This is a genomic window from Mumia sp. zg.B17, from assembly GCF_019550915.1.
Classification (GTDB): Bacteria; Actinomycetota; Actinomycetes; order Propionibacteriales; family Nocardioidaceae; genus Mumia.
In genome coordinates this window covers 595308-617638 of record NZ_JAHWCI010000008.1, presented here as the reverse complement: position 1 = coordinate 617638, position 22331 = coordinate 595308, and the positions used below count along the sequence as shown (strand labels likewise).

Sequence of the window (22331 nt, the reverse complement as noted above, 5' to 3'; positions counted from 1 at the left end):
CTGACGACGATGAGGCGTTTCGACCAGATGGTGGTCGAAACGCCTCATCGCTGTGTCTAGCGCCGGACCTTCGTCGTCGGCAGCGACGGAGCGAGCATCGGGTGGAGCGCCGGGTCGTCGACGGACACCACCGCGACGACGCGCTTGCCGGCGTCCCCGGGCCGCGGGGTGAAGGTGTAGCCCGTCGCGCCGGCGACCGGACGACCCCCGACGAGCCAGGTGTAGCGGAAGTCCGTCACCTCACGCGACCACCGTCCGTTGCTGACGGTGAGCGTCGAGCCCACCTTCGCCTCGCCGGTGATCTTCGGCAGCCGGGTCGGGACCACGGCGCGCTTGCCGGGATCGCGCAGCGTCACGTCGTCGGCCTTCACGAACACCTGCTTGTGCGCGTACCAGAGCTGGTAGTAGCGCAGCTTGCCCTTCACGTCCGTACGGTCGTCGGGGATCGAGCCGTCGAAGGACTGCGCGTAGTAGTAGTCGGTCTCCACGTCGTCGTCGCTCACGGCGTACGTCTGTCCGGCGCCGAGCGTGTACTCCAGCGGCGCGATCGCCTGCACCGGGATCTCGTACGGCGCGTACGCCTCCGGCTCGGGATAGGCGCGACCGAAGATCGGTGCCGCGGTCGTCGACGTCGTCGTCACCGTCTTGGCGGTCGTCCGGAGCACGACGGGCCTCGTCGCCGGGTTGTGGACCCACACCAACGAGCCCGCCCACCAGACGCCGAGCCACTCGTCGCGCACCTCGGCCACGACCAGCTTGTGCCCCGACTGGATGCGTGCGCTGATGTCGCTGGCGTACGTCGTCCCCGCGGCGCCGTTGGGCTTCCAGCCCGGGTCGTTCGCCAGCGAGGCCTCGAGCGAGGGCGACTGGTAGGCGAGGACGAAGTTCGTGCCCTGGCCAGGGACGCAGTCGCCGGACCCCGGAGAGGCCTGCTGGCAGCCGGTGATTGTGTTGACGTTGTCGGCGTAGCCGCCACGGACCTCGACGACGTCGCCGGCCTTCACCGACGAGGTGTTCTTGGCCGACTGGCCGATCGGCGCCTGGACGAGGTCGAAGTAGTGCTCCCAGTCCCAGTACGGCCCCGGGTCCCAGTGCACGTTCCTCGTGGCGCCGGCGGTGACTCCCGGGACCTGGTCGTGCCCGATGATGTGGGCTCGGTCGAGCGGGATGTCGTGCTCGTGCGCGAGGTGGCGCACCAGCTTCGCCGACTGCTCGTACATCGCCTCGGTGAACCAGCCCGCCGACCCCGCCCAGCCCTCGTGCTCGATGCCGATGGAGTGGGCGTTGACATACCAGTTGCCCGCGTGCCAGCCCACGTCCTTCGGGTCGAGGTGGTTGGCGATGTGGCCGTCCGACGACCGGATCGTGTAGTTCCAGGCGAGGTAGCCCGGGTCTGTCACGAGTCCGATGGTCGGGTCGTACGCGGTCTCGGTGTCGTGGATGACGATGTACTTGAGCTTCGGCCCGCCAGGCCCGGTGCGGTCGGCCTTGTCGTGGTTGCCGTAGTTGCCGGTGCTGTCGGGGTCGGCGGGGACCAGCTTCTCGTAGCCGGCCGGGATCCACTCGCACCCGAGGTCGGGCGGACAGTCGGTCTCGGGATCGCTCGCGGACGGCGGGGCGACCTCGACCGTCGGGTCGCCATCGAGGGTCACCGTCTCGCCGCCGGAGGTCGTACGAGCGCGTCCTTCACGGAGCGTGCTCAGGACCTGACGCTCGAACGTGTCGGCGGACCCGAAGCGGGCGATCGCCGCGGTCCACCTCTGCGGTGGCGTGGACGCGTCGAGGTCGGGCGCGTACGACGCGGTCAGTGCCGCGGCTGCGCAGACGTTGGCGCGGTCGTCGCTGCGGACCGTCGAGGCGGGGATCCCGGTGAGCTCGGCGGCGCGCTCGAGCTGGCTGGCCGTACGTCGTGGGGAGCGGTCGGTCGAGCCCTTGCCCGCCCCGTCGGGGACGGCCGTCGTCGTCGACTTGAGGTTGAACATGCCGTACCCGCCGTCGTTGCTGACCCGGCCGTCGTGGCCCTCCCAGCGAGACTGCATGTAGGAGACGGCTCTGAGGAGATCCGACGGGACGTCGGCGGCCTCGGCCGCGGCGTCGAACGCCGCGTCGAGGGTGGGAGCCGCGAGGACTGACTGGCAGTTGACGGCCGGGGGGTCGGTGACGGGTGACGCGGAGACGAGCGAGGCGGGCATCGTCGCCAGCACCAGTGCTGACGCGCCGGCGACGACGCCGACCCGGAGGAGTGAGGATCGCACGCGAGGGCTCCCTTCGACACCTGATCGGATTCAGGTGATCCCTGCATGCAAGCGCACCCCACGCTGGTTGCACCACGAGACGTATCAACACCTGGGACGAATATTTGTTACGTAAACCACGGCTCGACGCCGACCTGCCCCTTGCTCGTTGTGATTCGCCGTCGAGATGCGCTCCGCATCATGAAGACGCCAGTCGGTCGAGCTCGTCGGCGGTAAGTCGGAGAGCGCCGGCTGCGACGTTCTCGTCGACGTGGGCGGGGTCGCCGGTCCCCGGGATCGCCAGGACGTGCGGGCCCTGCTGGAGGGTCCAGGCGATCCGGACCTGTGCCGGAGTGGTGCCGTGCGCCGCCGCGATGTCGAGGACCTCGGCGTCCTCACGAGCTGCGGACCGACCTCGCTCGGCGCCCTGCCCGGCGACGGCGAAGAACGGGACGAAGGCGATGCCGCGTGCGCGGCAGGCCTCGAGGACGTCCCAGGCGTCGCCGCTCGACCCGATCCCGTACCGGTTCTGCACACAGACCACCGGAGTGATCGACAACGCCTCGTCGAGGTGCCCACGATCGACGCCGGAGACGCCGATGTGGCGGATCAGACCGGCGTCGCGCAGGTCTGACAACGCCCCGACGTGCTCGCTGATCGACGTCACGGAGGGCATCTTCCGGAAGTACACGAGATCGAGGTGGTCACGGCCGAGCTGGCGGAGGTTCTCCTCGACCTGGCCGCGCAGCTGGTCGGGGCGGGCCGGTGGCAGCCACGCCCCCGAGGCGTCCCTGCCGGGCCCGACCTTGGTGGCGATGACGAGGTCGTCCCCGTACGGCGCGAGTGCGGAGCAGATCAGCTCGTTGGCCGAGCGGAGCGAGGAGAAGTAGAACGCGGCCGTGTCGATGTGGTCGACGCCGAGCTCGACCGCGCGCCGCAGCACCCGGAGCGACCTCGTGCGGTCGCTCGGCTCGCCGAGGTCGAACGCGGCGCTCCCGGTCAGCCGCATCGCGCCGAGCCCGATCCGGTTGACGGTGAGGTCACCCAGCTGCCACCTTCCGGCGCTGTCGGCAGTGATCGTCGTGGAGGTCATCGGGGGAGTCTGGCACTCGGTCGCGCACGACGAAACTGCGTTGAACGCCTCCCGGTCCTCTGGTTGTCTCACCGGGTGACGATTCCTGAGCTCGGCTGGCCGCGGAGAACCGAGCGGCTCGAGCTGCGGCTGCCCACCGACGAGGCCGTCGACGAGGTGCTCCGGTGGCGCAACCACCCCGACGTGACGCGGTGGCTGCTGCGGACGACCGTCGATCCGGGCTCCTTTCGCAAGGCCTGGCTGGCCAGCGCCGACGATCCGCTCGACCACGGAGTCTTCGTCCACCTCGGTGACGTCGTGGTCGGGCTCGCATCGTTGGGGGTGCAGGACGGGCTGGGGCAACGCGAGGACGGGGAGCCGTGGCGAGCGGCAGAAGGCACGCTCGGCTACTCGTTCGACCCCGCGTACGCAGGGCGCGGGTTCGCGACCGAGGTGGCCGGGGCGCTGCTGGAGCTGGGCTTCACCGAGCTCGGGCTGCACCGGATCACGGCCGGTTGCTTCGCCGCCAACACCGCCTCTGCCCGGGTGATGGAGAAGCTGGGCATGCGGCGCGAGCAGTACGGCGTCCGCGACTCGTGGCACTCCGAGCTCGGCTGGATCGACGGCTGCCAGTACGGGATCCTCGCCGCGGAGTGGAACCGCGGCTGATCGTGGGGTGGCACGGCTCAGGCGGGTGAGCGCTCCAAGAGTCGCGCCAAGCGGGCGAGCCCGTCCGGCGCGCCCTCGATGATCGTGGTGGCGAGGTGGCTCTGGGCGACCGGGACGGCTTCGCGGACGTACTTCGCCTCACCCTTGGACAGCTCGGCGCCCCGCAGGTCGCGTGCGGTGAGCATCGACGCGAGCAGCGCGAGGTCGTCGAGGTGGCGCCCGCGGTGGGGGTCGACGGTGATCGAGTAGGCGGCCGACTTGATGACGAGCGCGCCGAGGAGCGTCGGGCGCTGAATCGTGCCGGTGGTGTCCCCGACGGTCACCTTGACCGGCTCCGAGCGGCGCAGCGCATAGATGGCGCCCGGAGTGGCGAGAGCGGGGAACCCGCTGGCTCCGACCCCGCGCCCAGGCTGACCGGTGAAGGCGGGGATCAGGACGTCGATGGTCGCCGCGCCGCGGACCCAGCGGTGCTGCTTGCCGCTGGCGGTGAGTCCGCGCGGCTCGAACTCCGCCTCGGACAGCGCGGAGGTGACGGTCATGAGGATCTGCGGGTGGCCACGGACGTCCAGGACGGCGTCGACGTCGGGCGTCGAGCGGTACGGATCGACGCCGCGCTCGGCGCAGTGCAGGTGGACCATCTGTCCACCGACGAGCGTCCAGCCCTCGGGGACGGTCTCGGCGAGGTGGAAAAGGCCGAACCAGGACGCCTCCTGCTCGGCGCTCATGACGGGGAGCGCGATGCTCACGCCGTACCTCCTGACCTCTGCACGACCTCGGCGGGACCGGCGCTCGGTCGCGCCGACGCTCTCGCGGGATCCTAGGTGCTCGGCCAGGTCCGTTGCCAGCACCGGCCCCACCGCCGTGTCGGGGAGCCTTTCGATCAGGATCGAAATCCCTTGCCGGTCGCTCGTCCTGGAGTCCAGGGTGGTCCGGGGCGGCGGTGTGGAGCAACGGCCACATCGCCGTCCTTCGTTCTGCGTGCCACGCCTACGCGACCCTCTTGACGTATTCCCATATAGGCATATGATCGTCCCTATGGCACGCGCAGCGACGACGTCGGACGTCTTCAACGCGATCGCCGAGCCGCAGCGCCGGGAGATCCTGGTGCTGCTGCGCGCGGGCGAGCGGCCCGTGACCGAGGTGGCCGAGGAGCTGGGCATGACCCAGCCGGGAGCGTCCAAGCATCTGCGTGTGCTCCGCGAGGTCGGCCTGGTGCAGGACCGCAAGGTGGGCAAGCAGCGGCTGTACGGCCTTGACGCCGGCGGGCTGCGACCGGTCCACGAGTGGACCGGCGGGTTCGAGCAGTTCTGGAACGAGAGCTTCGACCGGCTGGACGCGTACGTGCAGGACCTCAAGCAGGCACGACAGGAGGAGTAGCGATGGCAACCACAGGATCAGGAGCGCCGGTGCAGTCCGCGACGGCCGACCGGGAGATCGTGATCTCCCGGGTCATCGACGCCCCGCCGGAGCTGGTGTTCGAGGCGTTCACCGAGGTGCGGCACCTGTCGCGGTGGTGGGGGCCGGACGGGTTCACCACGACGACGACGTCGCTGGAGTTCCGCGCCGGCGGGGAGTGGGACTTCGTGATGCACGGACCCGACGGGACGGACTACCCCGAGTGGATCACCTGGACGGAGATCACCCGGCCGGAGCGGATCGCGATGCTTCACGGCGAGTCCCGCGGCGACCCGAACGCCTTCGAGTCGGTCCTCACGTTCGAGCGCGACGGGACGGCGACCCGCATCGAGATGCGCACGGTGTTCCCCACCAAGGAGCTGCGTGACGAGGCGGCCGAGAAATACCACGCGATCGAGGGTGGTCAGCAGACGCTGGGCAACCTGGCCGCGTACGTCGCCGAGATGGCCGAGCAGGGGGCGGACGACTGATGGCCGGCACGGTGTTCTTCAGCGTGTCGATGTCGTTGGACGGGTTCATCGCGCCCGAGTCCACCGACGAGCTGATGGGTCGACAGTGGATGGAGCTGCAACGGTGGGTCTTCCCGCAGCGGTTCTTCCGGGAGAACCTCAAGCTCGGCGGGGGCGGCGAGGAGGGGCGCGACAACGACATCGTCCGAGCGACCTTCGAGCGCACCGGCGCGAGTGTCATGGGCAAGCGCATGTTCGACGCCGGCGAGGAGGCGTGGCCGGAGGAGGCGCCGTTCCACACGCCGGTCTTCGTCGTGACGCACGAGAAGCGTGACCCGTGGGAGCGGCCCGGCGGTACCACCTTCCACTTCGTCAACGACGGCATCGAGTCCGCCCTCGACCAGGCCCGCGAGGCCGCCGGCGAGCGTGACGTCCGCATCTCGGGCGGCGGCGCGACGATCCTCGAACACCTGAACGCGGGCCTGGTCGACGAGTTCTCGATCGCGCTGTCGCCCGTGCTCTTCGGCAAGGGAGTCCGCCTCTTCGAGGGTGTGGACGCCGAACGCGTCGCCCTGGAGCAGGTCCGCGCCGAGTCCTCCCCGCGGGTGACGCACCTGACCTACGCCGTTCGTCAGCGTGAGCGCTGACCTCAGGTCGACCCGGCCCGGACGAGCTCGGACGCACGGGCGCTCTCGCGAGACCCGAGGTGCTCGGCCAGGTCCGCCGCCAGCACCGGCCACCCCCTCGTGTCGGGAACCACGTCGGTGACGTGGAGGACCACGTTGCCCTCCTGGCGGGGGGCGGGCACGAGGAAGTAGTCATCGACGAGGCCGTCCAGGTCCGTCGTCGCCGCGTACGCCTCGAGCGTGGGGCTCACGATGAAGCTCCCCTCGGCACTGACTCCTGAGAGGTGCACGCGCTCGTCGTCGCGCAGGTCGTCGAGATCGCCGGGGGCAACTCGGAACTCCTGGCGATCGGCTCGCCGCGCCATCCAGGCCCGCAGCAGCGCGGCGGGGTCGTCGGACGCCCGCAGGCGCTCGGCGTACGTGTGCAGGCGGGCGCGCTCGGTCGACGCGACCGTGGGCGACCCTCCCGCCAGGAGATCGAGCAGCGCCCACGCCATCCGAGGCGAGAGCGGCCGCGAAGGTCGAGCGGCCGCCAGCGGCAGACGGCCGGGGTCGATCGCCCACTGGTTGCCGATGCGGACGGCGGGCAGCGTGCCGTCCTCGATGCGCTGGTGCACGCGTCGAGGGGTGATGGCGAGGCGCTCTGCTGCCTCGCGTACGCCGATCAGGGCCACAACACAAGTCTACGCGATCGTGAAGGGAAGTGTTCGACCTTGCCCCTCACCCTGCGAGAAAGCTGAGCCGTACCTGGCGGACAGGGTTGTCGACGTTGGTGTCCACCAGGACGACGCTCTGCCAGGTCCCGAGAGCGATCGCCCCGGCGAGGACCGGCACGGTGACCGAGGGCCCGATGAACGCCGGCAGGACGTGGTCGCGTCCGTGGCCGGGGGCGCCGTGCCGGTGCTGCCACCGGTCGTCGCGAGGCAGGAGGTCGTCGAGGGAGTTCAGCAGGTCGTCGTCGGACCCGGCGCCCGTCTCGATGACTGTGATGCCCGCGGTGGCATGGGGGACGTACACGTTGAGCAGTCCGTCGCCCTCGTCGGCGACGAACCGCTCGCAGTCGCGGGTGAGGTCGTGGACGACCGGGCGGTTGCCGGTCCGGATCTCGATCGTGTCGCTTCGCATGCCTCGATCGTGCCCCGGGACCGTCCGCGGGTGCTACCTCACCCGGCGGGCTTGGTCGCCGCGCCGTCCAACCAGAGCGTGTCGGAGGGGTCGCTGTGCGAACCCTCCGTCCCGACGTGCTTGGAGCTGATCTGGGGGCCGTTGCGGATGACGTGCCACAGCGCCATCGCATGACCGCGCCCCACGCCGTACTCCTCGTCGAGCCACGCGGCGACCTGCCCCGCCTTCGCACCCGGCTCCGCGAAGCCGCGTCCGCGCGCCTCCTCGACCAGCTCGCGGGGAGTCTTGCCGGTCTTCTTCTCGATCGCGTCGAGGTAGGCCTGGAAGGACATGGTCGTTCTCCTTGTGGGGAAGGTCAGCGCGTGCTCATCCGGTCAGACCTTGCGTGCCCGGAGAAGTCATCGCACCGTCACGCGATCGCCTCCCGCACGCGGCGGGTCATCGCAGCGAACTCCGGCGATGCTCGTAGCTCGGCGGGGTCGACGTCTGCCGACGCCCTGGCGAACGGCGCCGTCTCGTCCAGCACGATCCGCCCCGGTCGCGGGCTCATCACCAGGACCCGCGAGCCGAGCAACACCGCCTCGTCGACGCTGTGGGTGATGAACAGGACGGTCTTGCCGGTCGCGCGCCACAGGGTCAGGAGCTCGCCCTGCAACCGCTCACGAGTCAGGGCGTCCAGGGCACCGAACGGCTCGTCCATGAGGACGATGTCGGGATCGTTCGCGAGGACGCGGGCGATCTGGACGCGCTGCTGCATCCCGCCCGACAGCTCGTACGGCCGTCGCTCGGCGACGTCGGTGAGCCCGACCATCGCGAGGTACGTGTCAGCGCGCGCCCGCCGCTCGCCCTTCGCGACCCCGCGCAGTCGGGGCCCCAGCACGACGTTGCCGCGGACGTCGAGCCACGGATAGAGCGTCGGCTGCTGGAAGACGACGCCCCGCTCGGCCCCAGGACCCCGCACCTCGCGCTCGCCGACCGCGATGCGACCCGACGACGGCGCCATGAATCCGGCGACCAGACGCAGCAGCGTGGTCTTCCCGCACCCCGACGGCCCGGCGAGCGTGACCAGCTCGCCGGGCTCGATCGTGAGATCGATCCGGTCCAGCGCCGGCACCTCCGTGGCGCGGGAGGCGAAGACGTGCTCGACCTCGGTGACGCGGATCGCGTCGGCGTGCGTCCGGACCGACTGGACGGTCACTTCGCCGAGCTCGCCTTCGCCGCCGCCTCCGCCGCGCTCGCGTCCACGCCATCGGCGTACGCGGACTCCGGGCCGACGGCCGCGATGCCGTCCTGGCTGTGCAGGAACTGCGCGGTCGCGAAGAGGTCGGCGCCGAGCTTGCCAGCGAGGTAGTCCGGCGTGGCCTGCTCCGCGGCGGACAGGTAGACGAACCCGTCGAACTGCGCCCTGGCCTCGTCGGTCGTCACCCCGACCTCGACCGCCACGCTCTCGGCCGCCTTGTCCGGGTCGTCGGCGATCTGTGCGACCGCGTAGTCCTGAGCCTTGGCCCACAGGGCGAGGAAGTCGGCGTTCTCGGCGATGAAGTCGTCGGCCGCGACACCCACGTCGTACGTCGGCTTGCCCGCCTTCGCGGTGTCCTCGCTGGTGAGGATGACCGTGCCCTTGTCCTTCTTGAGCTCGCTCAGGGTCGGGTCCCACACCCAGGAGGCGTCGACGTCACCGCGCGACCAGGCCGGCGCGATCTGCTCGGGGTCGGCGTTCACGAGCGTGTAGTCGGTCGCCTTCTGCCCCGCGTCGCTGATCGCCTGGAGCAGCGAGAAGTGCGCGGTCGAGCCGAACGGCGTCGCGATCGTCTTGCCCTTCAGGCCGGTGATGTCGGTCGCGGCACCGTCACGGACCACGAGCGACTCGGCCGCACCGATGACGTCGTGGATCCAGACGACCGACACCGGCAGGTTCAGCGGCGCCGACAGGGCCTTGGTGGCCGGGGACGACCCCATGAGGCCGAGGTCGAGGCTCTTGCCGCCGAAGGCCTGGACGACGTCGCCGCCGGAGGCGAAGCTGCTCCAGCTGATCGTGGCGTTGGGCGCGCAGCTCTCGAGGATCTTCTGGTCCTTCACGACGACATCGCCGTTCGGGATCTTCTGGTAGCCGATCCGTACGGTCGAGGTGATCGACTCGTCGGCGTCCCACGGGCAACCCGAGCCTCCCCCCGCCGCGGCCTTCTCGTCACCCCCGACGCAGCCGGAGGTCAGGAGCGCGAGCGCGGACAGGGTGGCGGCCGCAACAGCCTTGGAGCGGACGTTCTTGATCGGTTCGGGCTTCATGTCAGGCCTTTCCTCGCCAGGGGACGAGCGTTCGTTCGATGAGACGGATGACGGCGTCGAGCGCGATGGCGGTGAGACCGATGACGAGGATGCAGGCCACCGACAGCGCGATCTTGTTCTGCGTGCCCGAGAGATAGGCGAGCCCGCCGATGCCGGGCAGGCCGTTGACCAGCTCCGCGGCCACGACGGTGGTCCACGCGAACCCGACGGCGACCCGCAGACCGCTGAGGATGTCGGGCAGCGTCGCGGGCAGGACGACGGAGGTGACGGCCTGACGCCGGGAGGCGCCGAGCGAGAGGACGGCGTTGACCTGGTCCTCGCGCACGCCGCGGACCCCGTTGATCGTCGCCAGGGCGATCGGCGGGAACGCAGCGAGGAACAGCAACCAGATCTTGGACGTGTCGTAGATGCCGAACCACGCGACGAGGAAGCCCATGTAGGCCAGCGGCGGGATCGACCGCAGGACGTCGAGATAGGGCCCGGCGACCCGCCGTACGGACGGGACGGTGCCCATCACCAGGCCGAGCGGGACGCCGACCACCACCGCGAGGGCCAGACCGATACCGATGCGGCGCAGGCTGACGACGAGGTGCTCCCAGAGGAAGTAGTTCTCCTCCCCGCGGACCACGCGGTCGATGCCGCCACCGATCGGGTGGTAGGTGTTGGCCCGGACGAACGCATCCCACACCTCGAGAGGGCTCGGAGCGAGGTACGCCGGCTGGACCCAGCCGGAGGCCGCCACCAGCGACCAGGTGAGCAGTACGGCGGCAGCGGTCGCCAGCGGCGGGAGCCAGCCGAGGCGGTGCGGTCGTCGGAGCATGATCGGGACCGTACGGCGCCCCGCCGCCGCCTCGGCCCGATTCTCGCCGGGCGGCTCGAACCGGTCTCGTTTCACCCGGGGTGAGCGATACCCGTGCCCGGAGAGCGTCTACGAGGGAGGGTTGGCTCGGTCTGCCGCCGTCACCGAGGAGTCGCATGAAGATCCACTGGTTCCTGCCCACGACCGGCGACAGCCGAAGCCTCGTCGGGGGCGGGCACAGCGTCCCCACCGAGCTCGCCCGGGCCGGCGGCGCCGCCCACACGGCCGGTCGATACCGGGAGCCGGACCTCGACTACCTCGTCGACGTCGCGCGGACTGCGGAGCGCCTCGGCTTCGAGTCGGTGCTGACCCCGACCGGCACCCCGTGCGAGGACGCCTGGGTGATCGCGTCCGCGCTGCTGTCGCAGACCACCCGGCTGAAGTTCCTCATCGCCGCGCGGCCAGGGCTGGTCAGCCCGACCCTGCTGGCGCAGATGGCCTCGACGTTCCAGCGCGTCTCCGGCGACCGCCTGGCGATCAACGTCGTGGTCGGCGGCGATCCCTCGGAGCAGCGGCGCTTCGGTGACCACGTGACCAAGGACGACCGCTATGCCCGCGCTGAGGAGTTCCTCGAGATCTTCCGCGGCGCGTTCACCGGCGACGGGTACGACCGGCAGGGCGCGTACTACGACGTGACCGACGCCCGGACCCGCAAGCCGGCGACCGTCCCGCCGATCTACCTCGGGGGCTCCTCCGCGGCGGCCGGTCCCGTGACGGCACGGCAGGTCGACGTGTATCTGACGTGGGGTGAGCCGCCGGCGCAGGTCGCCGACAAGATCGCGTGGATCCGCAAGCTCGCGGAGGAGGAGGGGCGCGACGTCCGGTTCGGTATCCGTCTGCACACCATCTCCCGCGACCGCACCGAGGACGCGTGGGAGGTCGCCGACCGGCTGCTCGCCGATCTCGACCCGGCAGACGTCGCGAAGGCACAGGCGGTCCTGGCCTCGAGCGAGTCCGAAGGGCAGAAGCGGATGCGCGAGCTCCACGGCGGCTCTGCGCCGCGCGACGCCCGCAGCCTCGAGGTCTATCCCGGCCTGTGGTCCGGCGTCGGGCTCGTCCGGTCCGGCGCGGGCACGGCACTCGTCGGCAGCCACGAGGAGGTCGCCGACCTGATCGGGGAGTACGCCGCCCTGGGGATCGACGAGTTCGTGCTGTCGGGCTACCCGCACGTCGAGGAGGCGTACTGGTTCGCCGAGGGCGTGACGCCGATCCTGCGTCAGCGGGGACTGCTGGCGTGACGATGGCACCAGCGGACCATCTCGCGGCATCAGCCCTCGATGACGTCCAGCACGCCTTCCGCGCCGCGATGTCCCACGTCGCGGCCGCGGTGTCCGTCGTGACGGTGCTCGAGGACGGCGTCCCCCACGGCACGACCGTCAGCGCGTTCATGTCGTTGTCGATGGAGCCGCCGATGATGCTGGTCTCACTCGACGCGCGTTCGTCGCTGCTGACCCGCGTACGGCTGGGATCGCGCGTGGGTGTCAACGTTCTCGCCGACGGTCAGAGCCCGGTCGCGACGCGCTTCGCGACCAAGGGCGGCGACCGGTTCGCCGAGCTCGCCTGGCAGGTCGAGGACGGCGCGCCGGCCCTGCGCGAACGCCACGCGTGGGTCGCCCTCGACGTGGACCGGCTCGTCCCGGCGGGCGACCACGTGCTCGTCCTCGGGCACGTCCGCGCGGCCGAGACCGGCACGGCGCACCCCCGCCCGCTCACCTACTGGCGCCGAGCGTTCGGCACGCACTCCTGACCTGCCGACTCGCTGGGCGCGCGCCGAGCCGTGCGACGAAAGAACCTCGCCGAATCACCACGAGATTCGGCGAGGTCCCTTGCGCGATGTCGTCGTCAGCCCACGCGGACCGCGGTGACCGAGACGCCGGCGACGTAGTTGCCGCTGCCCGTCGAGCTGCCGTCGGCGTTGTAGCCGAACACGAAGGCGTTCACCTTGGTCGTCTCGTCGATGGTGACGACACGGGTCACCGAGGTGCTCTGCTCGATGTTGCCGGTCGGGAACTCACCGGTGAACGCGGTTCCCATCTCCTGTCCCGACTCCGAACGGATCGCGAGCTGGAGGACGGGGCTCGAGGCCTTCTTGTCGTCGATCCGGTCGAAGCCCGCGTACCCGTTGATCAGGTACGTCCCGGGTTCGAGCGTCATGCTGTTGCCGACCTGGGTCTTTCCCTCGCTGAACTTGCCGCCGATGTTCTTGATCACGGCGCCGTCCTCGATCTTCCCGGCGAAACCGCCCTTGACATCGGTCGCCGGGTCGCCCTTCTCACCCTTCTCGCCCTGGGGCCCCCGGGCGCCGGGATCGCCCTTCTCGCCCTTGGCGCCCTCAGCGCCCTGGGGCCCTTGGGCGCCGGGATCGCCCTTCTCGCCCTTGGCGCCCCGGGCGCCGGGCTTGCCGGTCCGGTCGAGCTTGTCCTGAACCCCCGGCGCGAGGTCGCGCTTCCGGATGGTTCCGTCGTTGATCTCGCTGGACTTGACGTGCCCGGTCTTGATGTGCTTGGAGCGGACGGCGTCGGAACGGATGTCGTTGGCGCCGATCTTGGCCGCTGCGACGGCACTCCCCGAGGACAGGGCACCGATGGCGAGGACGGAGGCCGCGCCGATGGCGATGGCCTTGGAGTGCTGCTTCAGCTTCGACATGTGATCCTTCCTTGATCAGCCGGTGGGCCTTGTGCCCGTCGGACATCGGGAGACGAGCAGGTGCCCGCGCGGGGCGTCAGCGCGATGGGGTGGAGAGTCTCGTGGTCGCTCCCGTGTCAGAAGCACAGGGTGAGACAGACGGTGGTGTCGCGACCACGAGCGAGGTCGGCAAGGTCTGCGGGGCGCTCCGCGAGGCGGAGTCTGGACAGGTGAGCGGATCCGGACGACCGGTCCGAGATTCGGCTGTTGTACCCGATGGAGACCTCCCGAGGTCGGTGGAGTTCGGGCGCGGCGATCTCCAGCCAAACGGGTCGAAGTCGCCGGCCGTATGTCCTCTTTGTACGCATTCGATTTTAGCGAGAGTGCATGCCCGCACTCCTGCCTGACCTGAGATCCGCGTCACGATCACCGGCATCGCGGCGCAGCGGCCACCACCCCGTCACGCCCAGTTGTGCGGACAGGACTGCCCGGAGCGTCCTCGATCGAGCACCTCCACGTTCGAGATGCATCCTCTGCCGAGATACGTCGCGGCCGCGGTGTCCGTCGTGACGGTGCTCGAGGACGGCGTCCCCCACGGCACGACCGTCAGCGCGTTCATGTCGTTGTCGATGGAGCCGCCGATGATGCTGTCTCACTCGACGCGCGTTCGTCGCTGCTGACCCGCGTACGGCTGGGATCGCGCCTGGGCGGCAACGTCCTCGTCCCTGGGGCACGTCTCTGTGGCCGAGACCGGCACGACGCACCCGCTCGCTCACCTACTGGCGCCGCGGCTTCGGCACCCACGCGTGATCGAGGACAGGACCGGTCTCGACACGGACGGCGACGGTGCACCCCTCGTGCGCAGTACCCGCGGAACCGTAGGTCCTCGGTTCAACGCCAGCGCGCCGACGGCCGCGTGCGAGCCCCGATCCGTTCCTCGAGGGCAGCGATCTCGTCCATCACATCGGCAGCGACCCAGATCCGGTTGCGGGACCGGCCGGTGATCTCGTGCAGGATGCCTGCGTCCTCCACGGCGTCGATCGCGTCGTACGACCTCGCACGTGACGCCCCCGTGATCGCCTCGACGGCTGCGATGTCGACGATCGGATGCTCGAGCAGCGTTCCGACGAGTGTCTGTGCGGCGGAGCCGCGTCGGGTTCCGACGCGCTCCTCCCAGAGAGAGGGCAGTGCCGCCAACCGCTCTGCGGATGCTTCCGCGGCCTCGGTTGCCGTCATGGCAGCCGAGGCGACGTACCGGACGAGCGGTTCCACGTCACCCGCGCGATAGTCCGCCAACCTGTCGAAGTACGTGTCCACGTCCGCGAGCATCACCGCGGCGATCGGCACGACCGTGCGACGCGTCGTCCCGCGACGGCGGAACACGGCGCTGATGAGACCGCGGCCGATTCGGCCGTTGCCGTCGTTGAACGGATGGATCGCCTCGAACTGTCCATGCGTGACCGCGGCCTGGGCGACGGGGCTGAGGTCGTCGCGGTTGGCGAAGTCGACCAGGTCGGACATCAGGTCCTGGACAACCTCCGGAGGGGGCGGAACGTGCGCAGCGTTGCGGGGGGTGAAGTCGCTGCCGCCGATCCAGTTCTGCTGCGTACGATAGCTTCCGGCCGCGCGGTGTTCGAGGAGATCATCGGCAAGCAGCGCCGCATGCGCGGACAGGATCGCACCTTCGGACAGCGGGGCGCCGTCATCGCACGACTCCGTGAGCTCACGCAGCGCCAGGGTGGCGGCGAGCGTACTCGTCGCGCTCCTCGTCGACTCCTCGCCGAGGCTGGCGCGCGCGAGATCGTCGAGGTCGGCGTACACACGCTCGATCCGCGACGAGGCCACCGACTCCGTCCGCGTGAGGAACTCCGCGAGGGACGAGAGGTAACGGCCCGGGCCAGCGTCGAGTGACACGACTCCTTGGCCAGCGGCCTCGCACAGGGCGGCCGTGTCCGCCGTGAGCGGTGGGGACAGCGCGCCGATCCGTGCTGGAATCTCGGTCTCGACGTGATCGAGCATCCGATCCGCTCGGCTGGGACGGCGGCCGTCGGTGCTGCGAAGATCGGGATTTGTTCGCCACCGTCGCCGTTCGAGAGAAACCGACGGCCACCCGCGATCTGAGACCTCCATGGCACTTAGTATCACATATTTGACTAAGTGATACTAACGCCGTAGGTGCTCTCGTTTGCGATCTCGCTCCAGCGGCCTAGATCGAGCGCCTCCACGTTCGAGATGCATCCTCTGCCGAGATACGTAGCGTGGGCACGGTGCCACCGGGCGTGGGGAAGTCGGCGAGCCTGCCGATGCGTCGGGTGGACACCTGGGGGAAGTCATGTCTCGTACGCAACTCGGGCGCGCAGCGACCTTGTTGGTGGTGCCGTCCGTCCTCGCTCTCGCCCTGATCGCACCGGCCTCCGCGAAGGCGCCACCGACTCCGTCCGGCCTTCCGGCCGCGATCGAGGCGGGCGCGCCGTACGTCGGACCGATCAGCTGCGCGAAGCCGCACAAGGGGACGTCCCGCCTGGGCGCGCTCCTCGTCCGCACCTGGCCCGTGACCAGGTGGTCGGGAGCTCGGGACTGCTCGACGGCGACCAGCGAGCACCACGACGGGCGGGCGATCGACTGGACGACCAACGCACGGACCGTCCGCGGCAAGAAGCGTGGCACCGACCTGGCGGCGTGGCTGCTGCGCTCGGACGGCCGGGGCAACCGCTACGCGAACGCCCGCCGCCTCGGCGTCATGTACATCATCTGGAACAACAAGATCTGGTCGTCCTACCGCCCCGGCTGGCGCGTCTACAACGGCTGCACCGCCAAGAGCCGCGCCGGGACGGCGTACGACACCACCTGCCACCGCAACCACGTGCACCTCTCGCTGTCGTGGCCCGGCGCACGCGGCTACACCTCGTACTGGGACAAGTCCGTGGCCAAGGTCAACTACGGGCCCTGCCGCCCGGCCGACCTCAACTGGGCCGCGCGCTACACGAAGCGCCGGGCGACCCCGTGCCCTCGCTATCCGCGGGTGACCGCACGCGCGGGCTCGTCGACGCTGCACCGGACGCTCGTCGCCTACTCCGGGCTCCGGATCAGTTCGGGCACGCGCGGCCCGGCCGTCCGTGCGGTCCAGCAGGCGTTGCGCATCCGGGTCAGCGGCGTCTGGGACGCACGGTCGCGTGGGGTGATGCGCTCCTACAAGAGCGCCCGCCGCATGGGGTCGAGCTCGGTCGTCGGCAACGGTGTCTGGCGTTCGCTGCTCGCGCAGACGGCGCCGAGGCCGACGGCACGGGTGATGTGACGGCGCCCGGCGCGGCCGAGGCTAGCGCTTCTTCTTCTTTTTCTTCTTCAGGACCTTGACCGTCTGCGTGGTCGACACCGTCGACTTCCAGCCCTTGCTGCCGCTCTTGGCCCGCACGACCACGCGGTAGCGCTTGGTGCCCTTGGAGGTCATGCGGACCTTGGTGGACACCCGGCCGGTCTTGGAGGTGCGCAGCGTCTTGACCTTGCGCCACTTGCCCTTGCGCCACTGCTGCAGCACGACCTTCGCGCGCTTGGCGGGGAGACCGACCGAGGTGACGCGGGCCTTGAAGCGGACCTTCTGCCCGACCCGCACCTTGGCCTTCGAGCGGGAGAAGCTGACCTTGGCGGCCAACCGCGCGAACTCGTTGACCGACGTGACGACGGTGGCGGCGCGACCGTTGACGGAGACCTTGAGCGCCGTACGGCCGCCCACGGAGGTCCGGGCGAGACCCGGGTTGCCGCTGGCGGTGAGGACGGTGACGACGCGTGCCGTCCGACCCGTCGCCACGCTCACCGGCACCCGGACGACCGACCCGCGGGTCGAGCGGCCGTACGACTGACCGAGCGTGCCGGCGGACGTGGTGGCGCCGGAGACGCGGGGTGCCCCTGTCGTCAGGAACCGGGCGTTGCGGACGGTGCCCGTGGAGTCTGTCCCGGTGAGCGCGACGGCGCGGCCGCCGACCCGGGCACCGACGCCCGACGGGAGAACCCACTGCTGCTGCACGGTGCCGGACGTCTTCGTCGCGCGGACGAGGTCCTCCACGACGACCGCGTCGATGCCGCGCAGGTAGTAGACGCACCGTGCCAGCTCGAAGCCGCTGCTGGCGAGGTAGCCCGGGTCGTAGACACAGGTGCGGTCGGTCGAGGCCGATGTCGCCGACGCCTGCACCCGGCCGTACACCGCACGGTTGGGAGTGCCCGGAGCGACGAGCGCACTGTGGGCCGTGCGCCGGATGATCGCCGAGCGCAGCCCCGAGCCGTTGTACGCGTACGGGCCGGGGTCGGCGATCCACGAGACCCCGTCGGCGTACATCGTCATCGCGGTCGTGTCGGCGTGACGGTGCGACGGGAGGGCGTAGCGGTCGGCCGTACGGACGGAGTAGAAGGTCGAGGAGGTGTCGACGCCCGGGACCCAGCCGGACCGGCCGAACGCGTAGCCGCCGGCGTAACGGCGATAGGTGGCGCTCGGCTTGCGGCCCGCCTTGCCCGAGGTGCGGACCCACTCGGCCTCGGACGTCCCGCTGAAGACACCCGACGGGATCTTCTGGAGGTGGGTGTCGCCGATGGTCTCGAGGTAGCGGTCGGGCCGGCTCGCCTGCGCATAGAACGAGCCGCGGGCGTTGAGCATCGTCGCGACCTTCGACGCCGACGACGTCGCGCCGTACAGCGTGAAGACATTGACGGCGCGGTGCATGATCGTGCCGAGATAGAGGCCGTAGCCCGGCGCGCCCTCGAGGTCGGAGCCATCAGCGTGCGCGAGGCGCTGGGCGACGTTGACCGTCTGGTCGCGCAGCCTGACGCGCTGCGCCTCGGTGCCGGCCTGTCGAGCCCCGGCGTAGGCCGCGAGCTTGAGGTTCATCATCGTGTTGTTGCCAGAGGTGCCGTAGGCGAGTGCCTTCGGCAGCTCGGCCTTCAGCTGCTTGCCCGCCCAGGCGCGGTGTGTCGCCGACGCCGCGAGTCTGCTCATGCAGACGAAGGTGCCGATGCGGAAGCCGAGGTATTGCGGGTGGTTCTGCCAGTAGGTGCGCTTCTTGACCGGGTTGTCGCGGACCCAGTCGACCATCAGTGCAGTGAACCGGGCCTGCATCGCCGCACCCTCGGCGTCGCCGAGGCCCAGGCCGGTCTTGAGCAGCGGCAACGCCCAGTGCAGCGAGTGGATGTAGCGGTCGCCGGCCAGGTCGAGCCCGGCCTGCGGCTTCCACGAGGGGTTGGCGGCGAGGGTCATGGTGCCGTACTGGCCCATGTCGACGCGGCCGTTCATGATCGCTCGCGCGCGGTCGAGGTCGGCGCGCGTCAGGGAGCCGAGCGTGTGCATGTTCTCGCACACCCCGTCGTAGCCCGCGGCGGCGGCCGCTGGGCTCGGCGCGGCGACGGCCTGGACGGCGACGACGCCGGAGACGCTCAGCGCCGCGGCGACGGCGACGCCGGTGAGTCGGCGAACCACGGGCGTACGGCGGCGCGGGGCGATGCTGCGGGGGAAAGGCATAGGCCAGCCATAGTTGCAGACCGGGGGGTCGCCCGGAAGTCATCTCGAGCCGGTATCCGGCGAGACCCCGTACATTTCCCGCATGGACCTGCGTGACGACGATCTGACGTCGCTGGCGAACTCGCTGGCCGAGCTCGTCGGAGCACCGATCACGATCGAGGACCCCCAGGCGAACGTCCTGGCCTACTCCCAGAGCCTGGACGCCGACCGCTCGCAGGCCGTCGACGACGCCCGCATCACCACGATCCTCGGCCGCCAGGTGCCCCCGCACTACCGCACGCTGCTCGACGAGGCAGGCGTCTACAGCCAGATCTCGCGGTCCCAGGACGTCGTCACCGTGGACCTTCCCGGCTCCGGCATGACGCAGCGGGCGATCGTGGCCGTGCGTGACGAGACGGGCACGCTGCTCGGGTCGGTCTGGGCGGCCGTACCCGCCGGGCTGACCAAGGTGCAGCGGCAGGCGCTGCTCGACGGCGCGCCGGTCGTCGCGCGCGGGCTGGTCCGCCAGCGGGAGCGCGCCGACTCCTCCCGCCGCCGCACCGTCGAGGTCGTCGAGGCACTGCTGCGCGGGGGCGACGACGCCGCGCGTGCGGCGGACTCGGCCGGGCTCCGCTCGCCCTGCACCGTGGTCGTGCTCGCGTCGGACCGGCCCGACGACGTGGTCCCCGCCCACCGGGCGGGAGCGTTCGTCCTCCACCTCGCCGCCGTGGCGCCGAGCGCCGCTGCCGCCCAGGTGGACGGTGTGGTCTACGCCGTGGTCGCCGGCGACGAAGCAACGGCCGCGCGGCTGGCCCGCGACTTCCTCGCCCGCTCTCACGGCCCTCTCGTCGTCGGCGTCGGGCGTACGGTGGAGTCCCCCGAGGCGATCGACCTCTCGGCCCGTGACGCCGACGGCGTCGTCCGCGTCCTGCGTCGCCGCGGTCGTACGGGCGCCGTCGAGACCGTACGGAGCACCCTCACCGACGTCGTCGCGATGCGTGCCGCGGACGCCTTCGCCGGCTACGAGGACTTCAGTCCCCTCACGGCCCTGGAGCGCTTCGACGCCGAGCACCACGCCGACCTGCTGTCGAGCGCGCGCGCCTACCTCGCCCACGGCGGCGACGTCGGTGCGGCAGCGGCGTCGCTGCACGTGCATCCCAACACCCTCCGCAACCGGCTCCGCCGCGCGTCCCAGGCGGTCGGTGTCGACGTCGACGACCCCGACACCCGTCTCCTGCTGGCACTCCACGTCAAGCTGCGCGAGCTCGACGCCTGAGCCCGCGCGGTCGCGGGCGTGACGGGTGTGCGATCGCACACCGGTGCCTCGCCGATCGTGGCCGAACGCACAGCCCGCGGGACGCCATGCCGTCCGACCATGAGGGGATGAGCACACCGGGCAGCGCCGCGAGCGCGTCGAGCACCCCGCAGCACGTCGTCGTCGCCGGGGCAGGCATGGTCGGTCTGTCGACGGCGTGGTTCCTCCAGGAGCGCGGCGTCCAGGTCACCGTCGTCGACCGGGCGGGCGTCGCGGCCGGCTCGTCGTGGGGGAATGCCGGGTGGATCTCCCCCGCGCTCACGCTGCCGCTGCCCGAGCCCGCCGTCCTCTCGTACGGTCTGAAGGCGATGCTCAGCCCGTCCTCTCCGGTCTACGTGCCGCTGACGGCCGACCCCAAGCTGCTGCGCTTCCTCGTCGGCTTCGCGCGCAACTGCACCCCGAAGCGGTGGCGCTCGGCGATGGCGGTCTTCGCGGCCCTCAACCGTGACGCGCTCGGCGCCTACGACGTGCTGGGCGACGGCGGTGTTGCCGGCCACGCGGTGGACGAGCCGATCCAGGACGCCGACCCGTTCCTCGCGGGGTTCAGCTCCGTGGAGAACCGCACGACGCTCGTCGAGGAGCTGGCCCATGTCGTCTCCTCGGGCGGCTCGGTGGACTACGACCTGCTGAGCGGTGAGGAGATCCGCTCGCTCGAGCCGACCCTCGGCGACGGCGTACGCGCCGGTGTCCGGATGCTGGGGCAGCGATACGTCAACCCGCCGGCGTACGTCGGGTCCCTGGCGGAGTCGGTGGTGGCTCGCGGCGGCGAGATCCGCGCCGGGTTCGACGTGAAGGACGTGCTCGACCTCGGGGCACGCGGGGTGGAGGTGCTCGCGCGCACCGGCGAGCGGCTGCGCGCCGACGCCGTCGTCCTGGCCACCGGGACATGGCTCGGTGATCTCGCCCGGGCGTACGGGGTGAAGCGCGTCGTCCAGGCCGGTCGTGGCTACAGCTTCACCGTCGTCCCCGAGCAGATGCCCAAGAACCCGATCTACTTCCCGGTCGAGCGCGTCGCGTGCACACCGCTCGGTGATCGCCTGCGCGTGGCGGGGACGATGGAGTTCCGCGACCCCGACGCCCCGTTGGAGCCGGCGCGGATCGAGGCGATCGTGGCGTCGGCGCGGCCGATGTTCACCGGCGTCGACTGGGACGCACGGCAGGAGGAGTGGGTCGGCTCGCGCCCGTGCACGACCGACGGGTTGCCGCTGGTCGGAGCGACGCGTTCGCCGCGGGTCCACGTCGCGGGTGGTCACGGAATGTGGGGCATCGCCCTCGGGCCGCTCACCGGGCGGATGGTGGCGGACGCGATGACGGGCCGCCAGGCGCCTGCGTACGCGCGTCACCTCGACCCTCTGCGCTGAGGTATCTCATCTCCTGCTGACATTTCGGTCGAATCAGGTCGAGGGCTCCAGGCGGCCGTTCTGAGTCGGTATGCTCGGCCCGGAGCACCTGCCGTGGTCACCGTCGACCGCGTACGCGTCCGGTCCCGGCGCGATCGGCTGAACGGAGGATTCGACCCATGGCGTTTCTGCTGCGCATCGAGCTTCCTGACGTCCCCGGGTCGCTCGGTGCCGTCGCCAGCGCACTCGGCGAGGCGGGAGCCGACATCCACGCGATCGAGATCGTGGAGCACCGCGGCGACGGCAAGGCCGTCGACGACGTGCTCTTGGAGCTGCCGGTGACGACGATGCCCGACCAGCTCATCACCGCGTGCCACCGGCTCGACGGCGTACGCGTTCAGTGGATCTCGCGCTACAACGCCGGGGCCAACCTCTCGATGGACCTCGAGGCTGTCGAGGCGTTCACCGCCGAGCCGGCGCGTGCCCTGGAGAGCCTGGTCGACCGGGTGCCCGAGACCTTCCGCTCGGACTGGGCTCTGCTGCTCGCCCTCGGTCCGGACGGCCAGCAGGTCCTCCACGCGACCGCGACCGCACCTGAGCGGGTCCCCGACGTCGAGAAGTGGTTCACGCTCGAGCAGGCCCAGCGGCTCGCCCACGTCCCCGACTGGGGCTCGATGGTGCTCGCCGGCGCCCCGGTGCCTCAGCGCGACGCGGTGGTCGTCTTCGGCCGCCACGGTGGTCCGCCGGTCCTCGACTCCGAGCTGGCCCGGCTCGGGCACATCGTGGCCCTCGCGGCGTCCGTGGCCGCCGCGCTCTGACCGCCAGCTCGAGCC

At 70.8% G+C, this 22331-nt stretch carries 23 protein-coding genes; 11 read left to right on the top strand and 12 right to left on the bottom strand.

All coding sequences use genetic code 11. From position 1 onward, the window contains the following. Positions 1 to 56: 56 nt before the first annotated feature. Positions 57 to 2255: an N-acetylmuramoyl-L-alanine amidase gene (locus KV097_RS16345; protein WP_220366458.1), complete on the bottom strand. Its 2199-nt coding sequence runs from the start codon at positions 2253 to 2255 to the stop codon at positions 57 to 59. A gap of 178 nt (positions 2256 to 2433) precedes the next feature. Next, on the bottom strand, positions 2434 to 3327 hold the full coding sequence (locus tag KV097_RS16340; protein WP_220366457.1) for an aldo/keto reductase: 894 nt from the start codon (positions 3325 to 3327) through the stop codon (positions 2434 to 2436). Positions 3328 to 3402: 75 nt separating this feature from the next. Here KV097_RS16340 and KV097_RS16335 point away from each other — a divergent pair, with 75 nt between their 5' ends. Continuing rightward, entirely contained in the window at positions 3403 to 3975 is a 573-nt protein-coding gene (locus KV097_RS16335; RefSeq protein ID WP_220366456.1) for a GNAT family N-acetyltransferase, read from the top strand. Between the two features lie 17 nt (positions 3976 to 3992). Here the strand turns inward: KV097_RS16335 and KV097_RS16330 are convergent, their stop codons facing one another. After that, on the bottom strand, positions 3993 to 4721 hold the full coding sequence (locus KV097_RS16330) for a hypothetical protein (protein ID WP_220345833.1): 729 nt from the start codon (positions 4719 to 4721) through the stop codon (positions 3993 to 3995). A gap of 289 nt (positions 4722 to 5010) precedes the next feature. On the opposite strand from KV097_RS16330, the gene KV097_RS16325 reads away from it, so the two are divergent. The 3 genes from KV097_RS16325 to KV097_RS16315 are packed head-to-tail and all read left to right on the top strand — an operon-like array spanning position 5011 to position 6487. Then, positions 5011 to 5352 carry a metalloregulator ArsR/SmtB family transcription factor gene (locus KV097_RS16325; RefSeq protein ID WP_220343069.1) on the top strand — a complete coding sequence of 114 codons (342 nt, stop codon included), beginning with the start codon at positions 5011 to 5013 and terminating at the stop codon, positions 5350 to 5352. Between the two features lie 2 nt (positions 5353 to 5354). Then, the gene (locus KV097_RS16320) at positions 5355 to 5861 is read left to right on the top strand and encodes an SRPBCC family protein (protein WP_220366455.1); all 507 of its coding nucleotides are present in this window, start codon (positions 5355 to 5357) and stop codon (positions 5859 to 5861) included. Then, positions 5861 to 6487 carry a dihydrofolate reductase family protein gene (locus tag KV097_RS16315; protein WP_220366454.1) on the top strand — a complete coding sequence of 209 codons (627 nt, stop codon included), beginning with the start codon at positions 5861 to 5863 and terminating at the stop codon, positions 6485 to 6487. The genes KV097_RS16320 and KV097_RS16315 overlap by 1 nt, the downstream gene beginning before the upstream one ends. Before the next feature lie 2 nt (positions 6488 to 6489). Here KV097_RS16315 and KV097_RS16310 read toward each other — a convergent pair whose 3' ends face one another. The 6 genes from KV097_RS16310 to KV097_RS16285 all read right to left on the bottom strand — a co-directional run bounded on the left by KV097_RS16310 (position 6490) and on the right by KV097_RS16285 (position 10697). After that, entirely contained in the window at positions 6490 to 7140 is a 651-nt protein-coding gene (locus KV097_RS16310) for a helix-turn-helix domain-containing protein (protein WP_220366453.1), read from the bottom strand. Between the two features lie 46 nt (positions 7141 to 7186). Further along, positions 7187 to 7591 carry a secondary thiamine-phosphate synthase enzyme YjbQ gene (locus tag KV097_RS16305; RefSeq protein WP_220343073.1) on the bottom strand — a complete coding sequence of 135 codons (405 nt, stop codon included), beginning with the start codon at positions 7589 to 7591 and terminating at the stop codon, positions 7187 to 7189. A 38-nt stretch (positions 7592 to 7629) separates the two neighbouring features. Continuing rightward, positions 7630 to 7923 carry a DUF4287 domain-containing protein gene (locus tag KV097_RS16300; protein ID WP_220343074.1) on the bottom strand — a complete coding sequence of 98 codons (294 nt, stop codon included), beginning with the start codon at positions 7921 to 7923 and terminating at the stop codon, positions 7630 to 7632. 77 nt (positions 7924 to 8000) lie between these two features. Continuing rightward, positions 8001 to 8789, bottom strand: coding sequence for an ABC transporter ATP-binding protein (locus KV097_RS16295; RefSeq protein ID WP_220366452.1), 789 nt, complete (start codon positions 8787 to 8789; stop codon positions 8001 to 8003). Beyond that, on the bottom strand, positions 8786 to 9877 hold the full coding sequence (locus KV097_RS16290) for an ABC transporter substrate-binding protein (RefSeq protein ID WP_220366451.1): 1092 nt from the start codon (positions 9875 to 9877) through the stop codon (positions 8786 to 8788). Before KV097_RS16290 ends, KV097_RS16295 begins: the two co-directional genes overlap by 4 nt. A gap of 1 nt (position 9878) precedes the next feature. After that, a complete protein-coding gene (locus KV097_RS16285; RefSeq protein ID WP_220366450.1) occupies positions 9879 to 10697 on the bottom strand; it encodes an ABC transporter permease in 819 nt (272 codons plus the stop codon). Positions 10698 to 10852: 155 nt separating this feature from the next. Here KV097_RS16285 and KV097_RS16280 point away from each other — a divergent pair, with 155 nt between their 5' ends. Together KV097_RS16280 and KV097_RS16275 are read left to right on the top strand one after the other, a co-directional pair. Then, positions 10853 to 11974 carry an LLM class flavin-dependent oxidoreductase gene (locus KV097_RS16280; RefSeq protein ID WP_220366449.1) on the top strand — a complete coding sequence of 374 codons (1122 nt, stop codon included), beginning with the start codon at positions 10853 to 10855 and terminating at the stop codon, positions 11972 to 11974. A gap of 2 nt (positions 11975 to 11976) precedes the next feature. Beyond that, positions 11977 to 12483 carry a flavin reductase family protein gene (locus KV097_RS16275; RefSeq protein WP_255559788.1) on the top strand — a complete coding sequence of 169 codons (507 nt, stop codon included), beginning with the start codon at positions 11977 to 11979 and terminating at the stop codon, positions 12481 to 12483. Between the two features lie 95 nt (positions 12484 to 12578). Here the strand turns inward: KV097_RS16275 and KV097_RS19440 are convergent, their stop codons facing one another. Further along, positions 12579 to 13382, bottom strand: a complete 804-nt coding sequence (locus KV097_RS19440) for a collagen-like protein (RefSeq protein WP_255559674.1) — start codon at positions 13380 to 13382, stop codon at positions 12579 to 12581. Positions 13383 to 13885: 503 nt separating this feature from the next. On the opposite strand from KV097_RS19440, the gene KV097_RS19920 reads away from it, so the two are divergent. Continuing rightward, a complete protein-coding gene (locus KV097_RS19920) occupies positions 13886 to 14041 on the top strand; it encodes a flavin reductase family protein (RefSeq protein WP_220366447.1) in 156 nt (51 codons plus the stop codon). A 211-nt stretch (positions 14042 to 14252) separates the two neighbouring features. Here KV097_RS19920 and KV097_RS16260 read toward each other — a convergent pair whose 3' ends face one another. Beyond that, on the bottom strand, positions 14253 to 15380 hold the full coding sequence (locus KV097_RS16260) for a Fic family protein (RefSeq protein ID WP_220366446.1): 1128 nt from the start codon (positions 15378 to 15380) through the stop codon (positions 14253 to 14255). A gap of 313 nt (positions 15381 to 15693) precedes the next feature. On the opposite strand from KV097_RS16260, the gene KV097_RS16255 reads away from it, so the two are divergent. After that, complete coding sequence (locus KV097_RS16255; RefSeq protein ID WP_220366445.1) at positions 15694 to 16656, top strand: hypothetical protein; 963 nt, start codon at positions 15694 to 15696, stop codon at positions 16654 to 16656. A 21-nt stretch (positions 16657 to 16677) separates the two neighbouring features. Here KV097_RS16255 and KV097_RS16250 read toward each other — a convergent pair whose 3' ends face one another. Beyond that, positions 16678 to 18864 (bottom strand): heparinase II/III family protein, encoded by a 2187-nt coding sequence (locus tag KV097_RS16250; RefSeq protein WP_220366444.1) that lies wholly within the window; start codon positions 18862 to 18864, stop codon positions 16678 to 16680. Positions 18865 to 18946: 82 nt separating this feature from the next. Here KV097_RS16250 and KV097_RS16245 point away from each other — a divergent pair, with 82 nt between their 5' ends. From KV097_RS16245 to KV097_RS16235, 3 genes are all read left to right on the top strand, one after another. Then, complete coding sequence (locus KV097_RS16245; protein WP_220366443.1) at positions 18947 to 20119, top strand: CdaR family transcriptional regulator; 1173 nt, start codon at positions 18947 to 18949, stop codon at positions 20117 to 20119. A 107-nt stretch (positions 20120 to 20226) separates the two neighbouring features. Beyond that, entirely contained in the window at positions 20227 to 21519 is a 1293-nt protein-coding gene (locus KV097_RS16240) for an FAD-binding oxidoreductase (protein WP_220345853.1), read from the top strand. A gap of 158 nt (positions 21520 to 21677) precedes the next feature. Next, the gene (locus KV097_RS16235) at positions 21678 to 22316 is read left to right on the top strand and encodes an ACT domain-containing protein (RefSeq protein ID WP_220345854.1); all 639 of its coding nucleotides are present in this window, start codon (positions 21678 to 21680) and stop codon (positions 22314 to 22316) included. Positions 22317 to 22331: the final 15 nt, after the last annotated feature.

Excerpts from the sequence above, each read along its gene's own strand:
- KV097_RS16340 (WP_220366457.1), bottom strand. The coding sequence starts at position 3,327 with ATGACCTCCACGACGATCACTGCCGACAGCGCCGGAAGGTGGCAGCTG.
- KV097_RS16325 (WP_220343069.1), top strand. The coding sequence starts at position 5,011 with ATGGCACGCGCAGCGACGACGTCGGACGTCTTCAACGCGATCGCCGAG.
- KV097_RS16320 (WP_220366455.1), top strand. The coding sequence starts at position 5,355 with ATGGCAACCACAGGATCAGGAGCGCCGGTGCAGTCCGCGACGGCCGAC.
- KV097_RS16315 (WP_220366454.1), top strand. The coding sequence starts at position 5,861 with ATGGCCGGCACGGTGTTCTTCAGCGTGTCGATGTCGTTGGACGGGTTC.
- KV097_RS16305 (WP_220343073.1), bottom strand. The coding sequence starts at position 7,591 with ATGCGAAGCGACACGATCGAGATCCGGACCGGCAACCGCCCGGTCGTC.
- KV097_RS16300 (WP_220343074.1), bottom strand. The coding sequence starts at position 7,923 with ATGTCCTTCCAGGCCTACCTCGACGCGATCGAGAAGAAGACCGGCAAG.
- KV097_RS16290 (WP_220366451.1), bottom strand. The coding sequence starts at position 9,877 with ATGAAGCCCGAACCGATCAAGAACGTCCGCTCCAAGGCTGTTGCGGCC.
- KV097_RS16285 (WP_220366450.1), bottom strand. The coding sequence starts at position 10,697 with ATGCTCCGACGACCGCACCGCCTCGGCTGGCTCCCGCCGCTGGCGACC.
- KV097_RS16280 (WP_220366449.1), top strand. The coding sequence starts at position 10,853 with ATGAAGATCCACTGGTTCCTGCCCACGACCGGCGACAGCCGAAGCCTC.
- KV097_RS16275 (WP_255559788.1), top strand. The coding sequence starts at position 11,977 with ATGGCACCAGCGGACCATCTCGCGGCATCAGCCCTCGATGACGTCCAG.
- KV097_RS19440 (WP_255559674.1), bottom strand. The coding sequence starts at position 13,382 with ATGTCGAAGCTGAAGCAGCACTCCAAGGCCATCGCCATCGGCGCGGCC.
- KV097_RS19920 (WP_220366447.1), top strand. The coding sequence starts at position 13,886 with ATGCATCCTCTGCCGAGATACGTCGCGGCCGCGGTGTCCGTCGTGACG.
- KV097_RS16260 (WP_220366446.1), bottom strand. The coding sequence starts at position 15,380 with ATGCTCGATCACGTCGAGACCGAGATTCCAGCACGGATCGGCGCGCTG.
- KV097_RS16255 (WP_220366445.1), top strand. The coding sequence starts at position 15,694 with ATGTCTCGTACGCAACTCGGGCGCGCAGCGACCTTGTTGGTGGTGCCG.
- KV097_RS16250 (WP_220366444.1), bottom strand. The coding sequence starts at position 18,864 with ATGCCTTTCCCCCGCAGCATCGCCCCGCGCCGCCGTACGCCCGTGGTT.
- KV097_RS16245 (WP_220366443.1), top strand. The coding sequence starts at position 18,947 with ATGGACCTGCGTGACGACGATCTGACGTCGCTGGCGAACTCGCTGGCC.
- KV097_RS16240 (WP_220345853.1), top strand. The coding sequence starts at position 20,227 with ATGAGCACACCGGGCAGCGCCGCGAGCGCGTCGAGCACCCCGCAGCAC.
- KV097_RS16235 (WP_220345854.1), top strand. The coding sequence starts at position 21,678 with ATGGCGTTTCTGCTGCGCATCGAGCTTCCTGACGTCCCCGGGTCGCTC.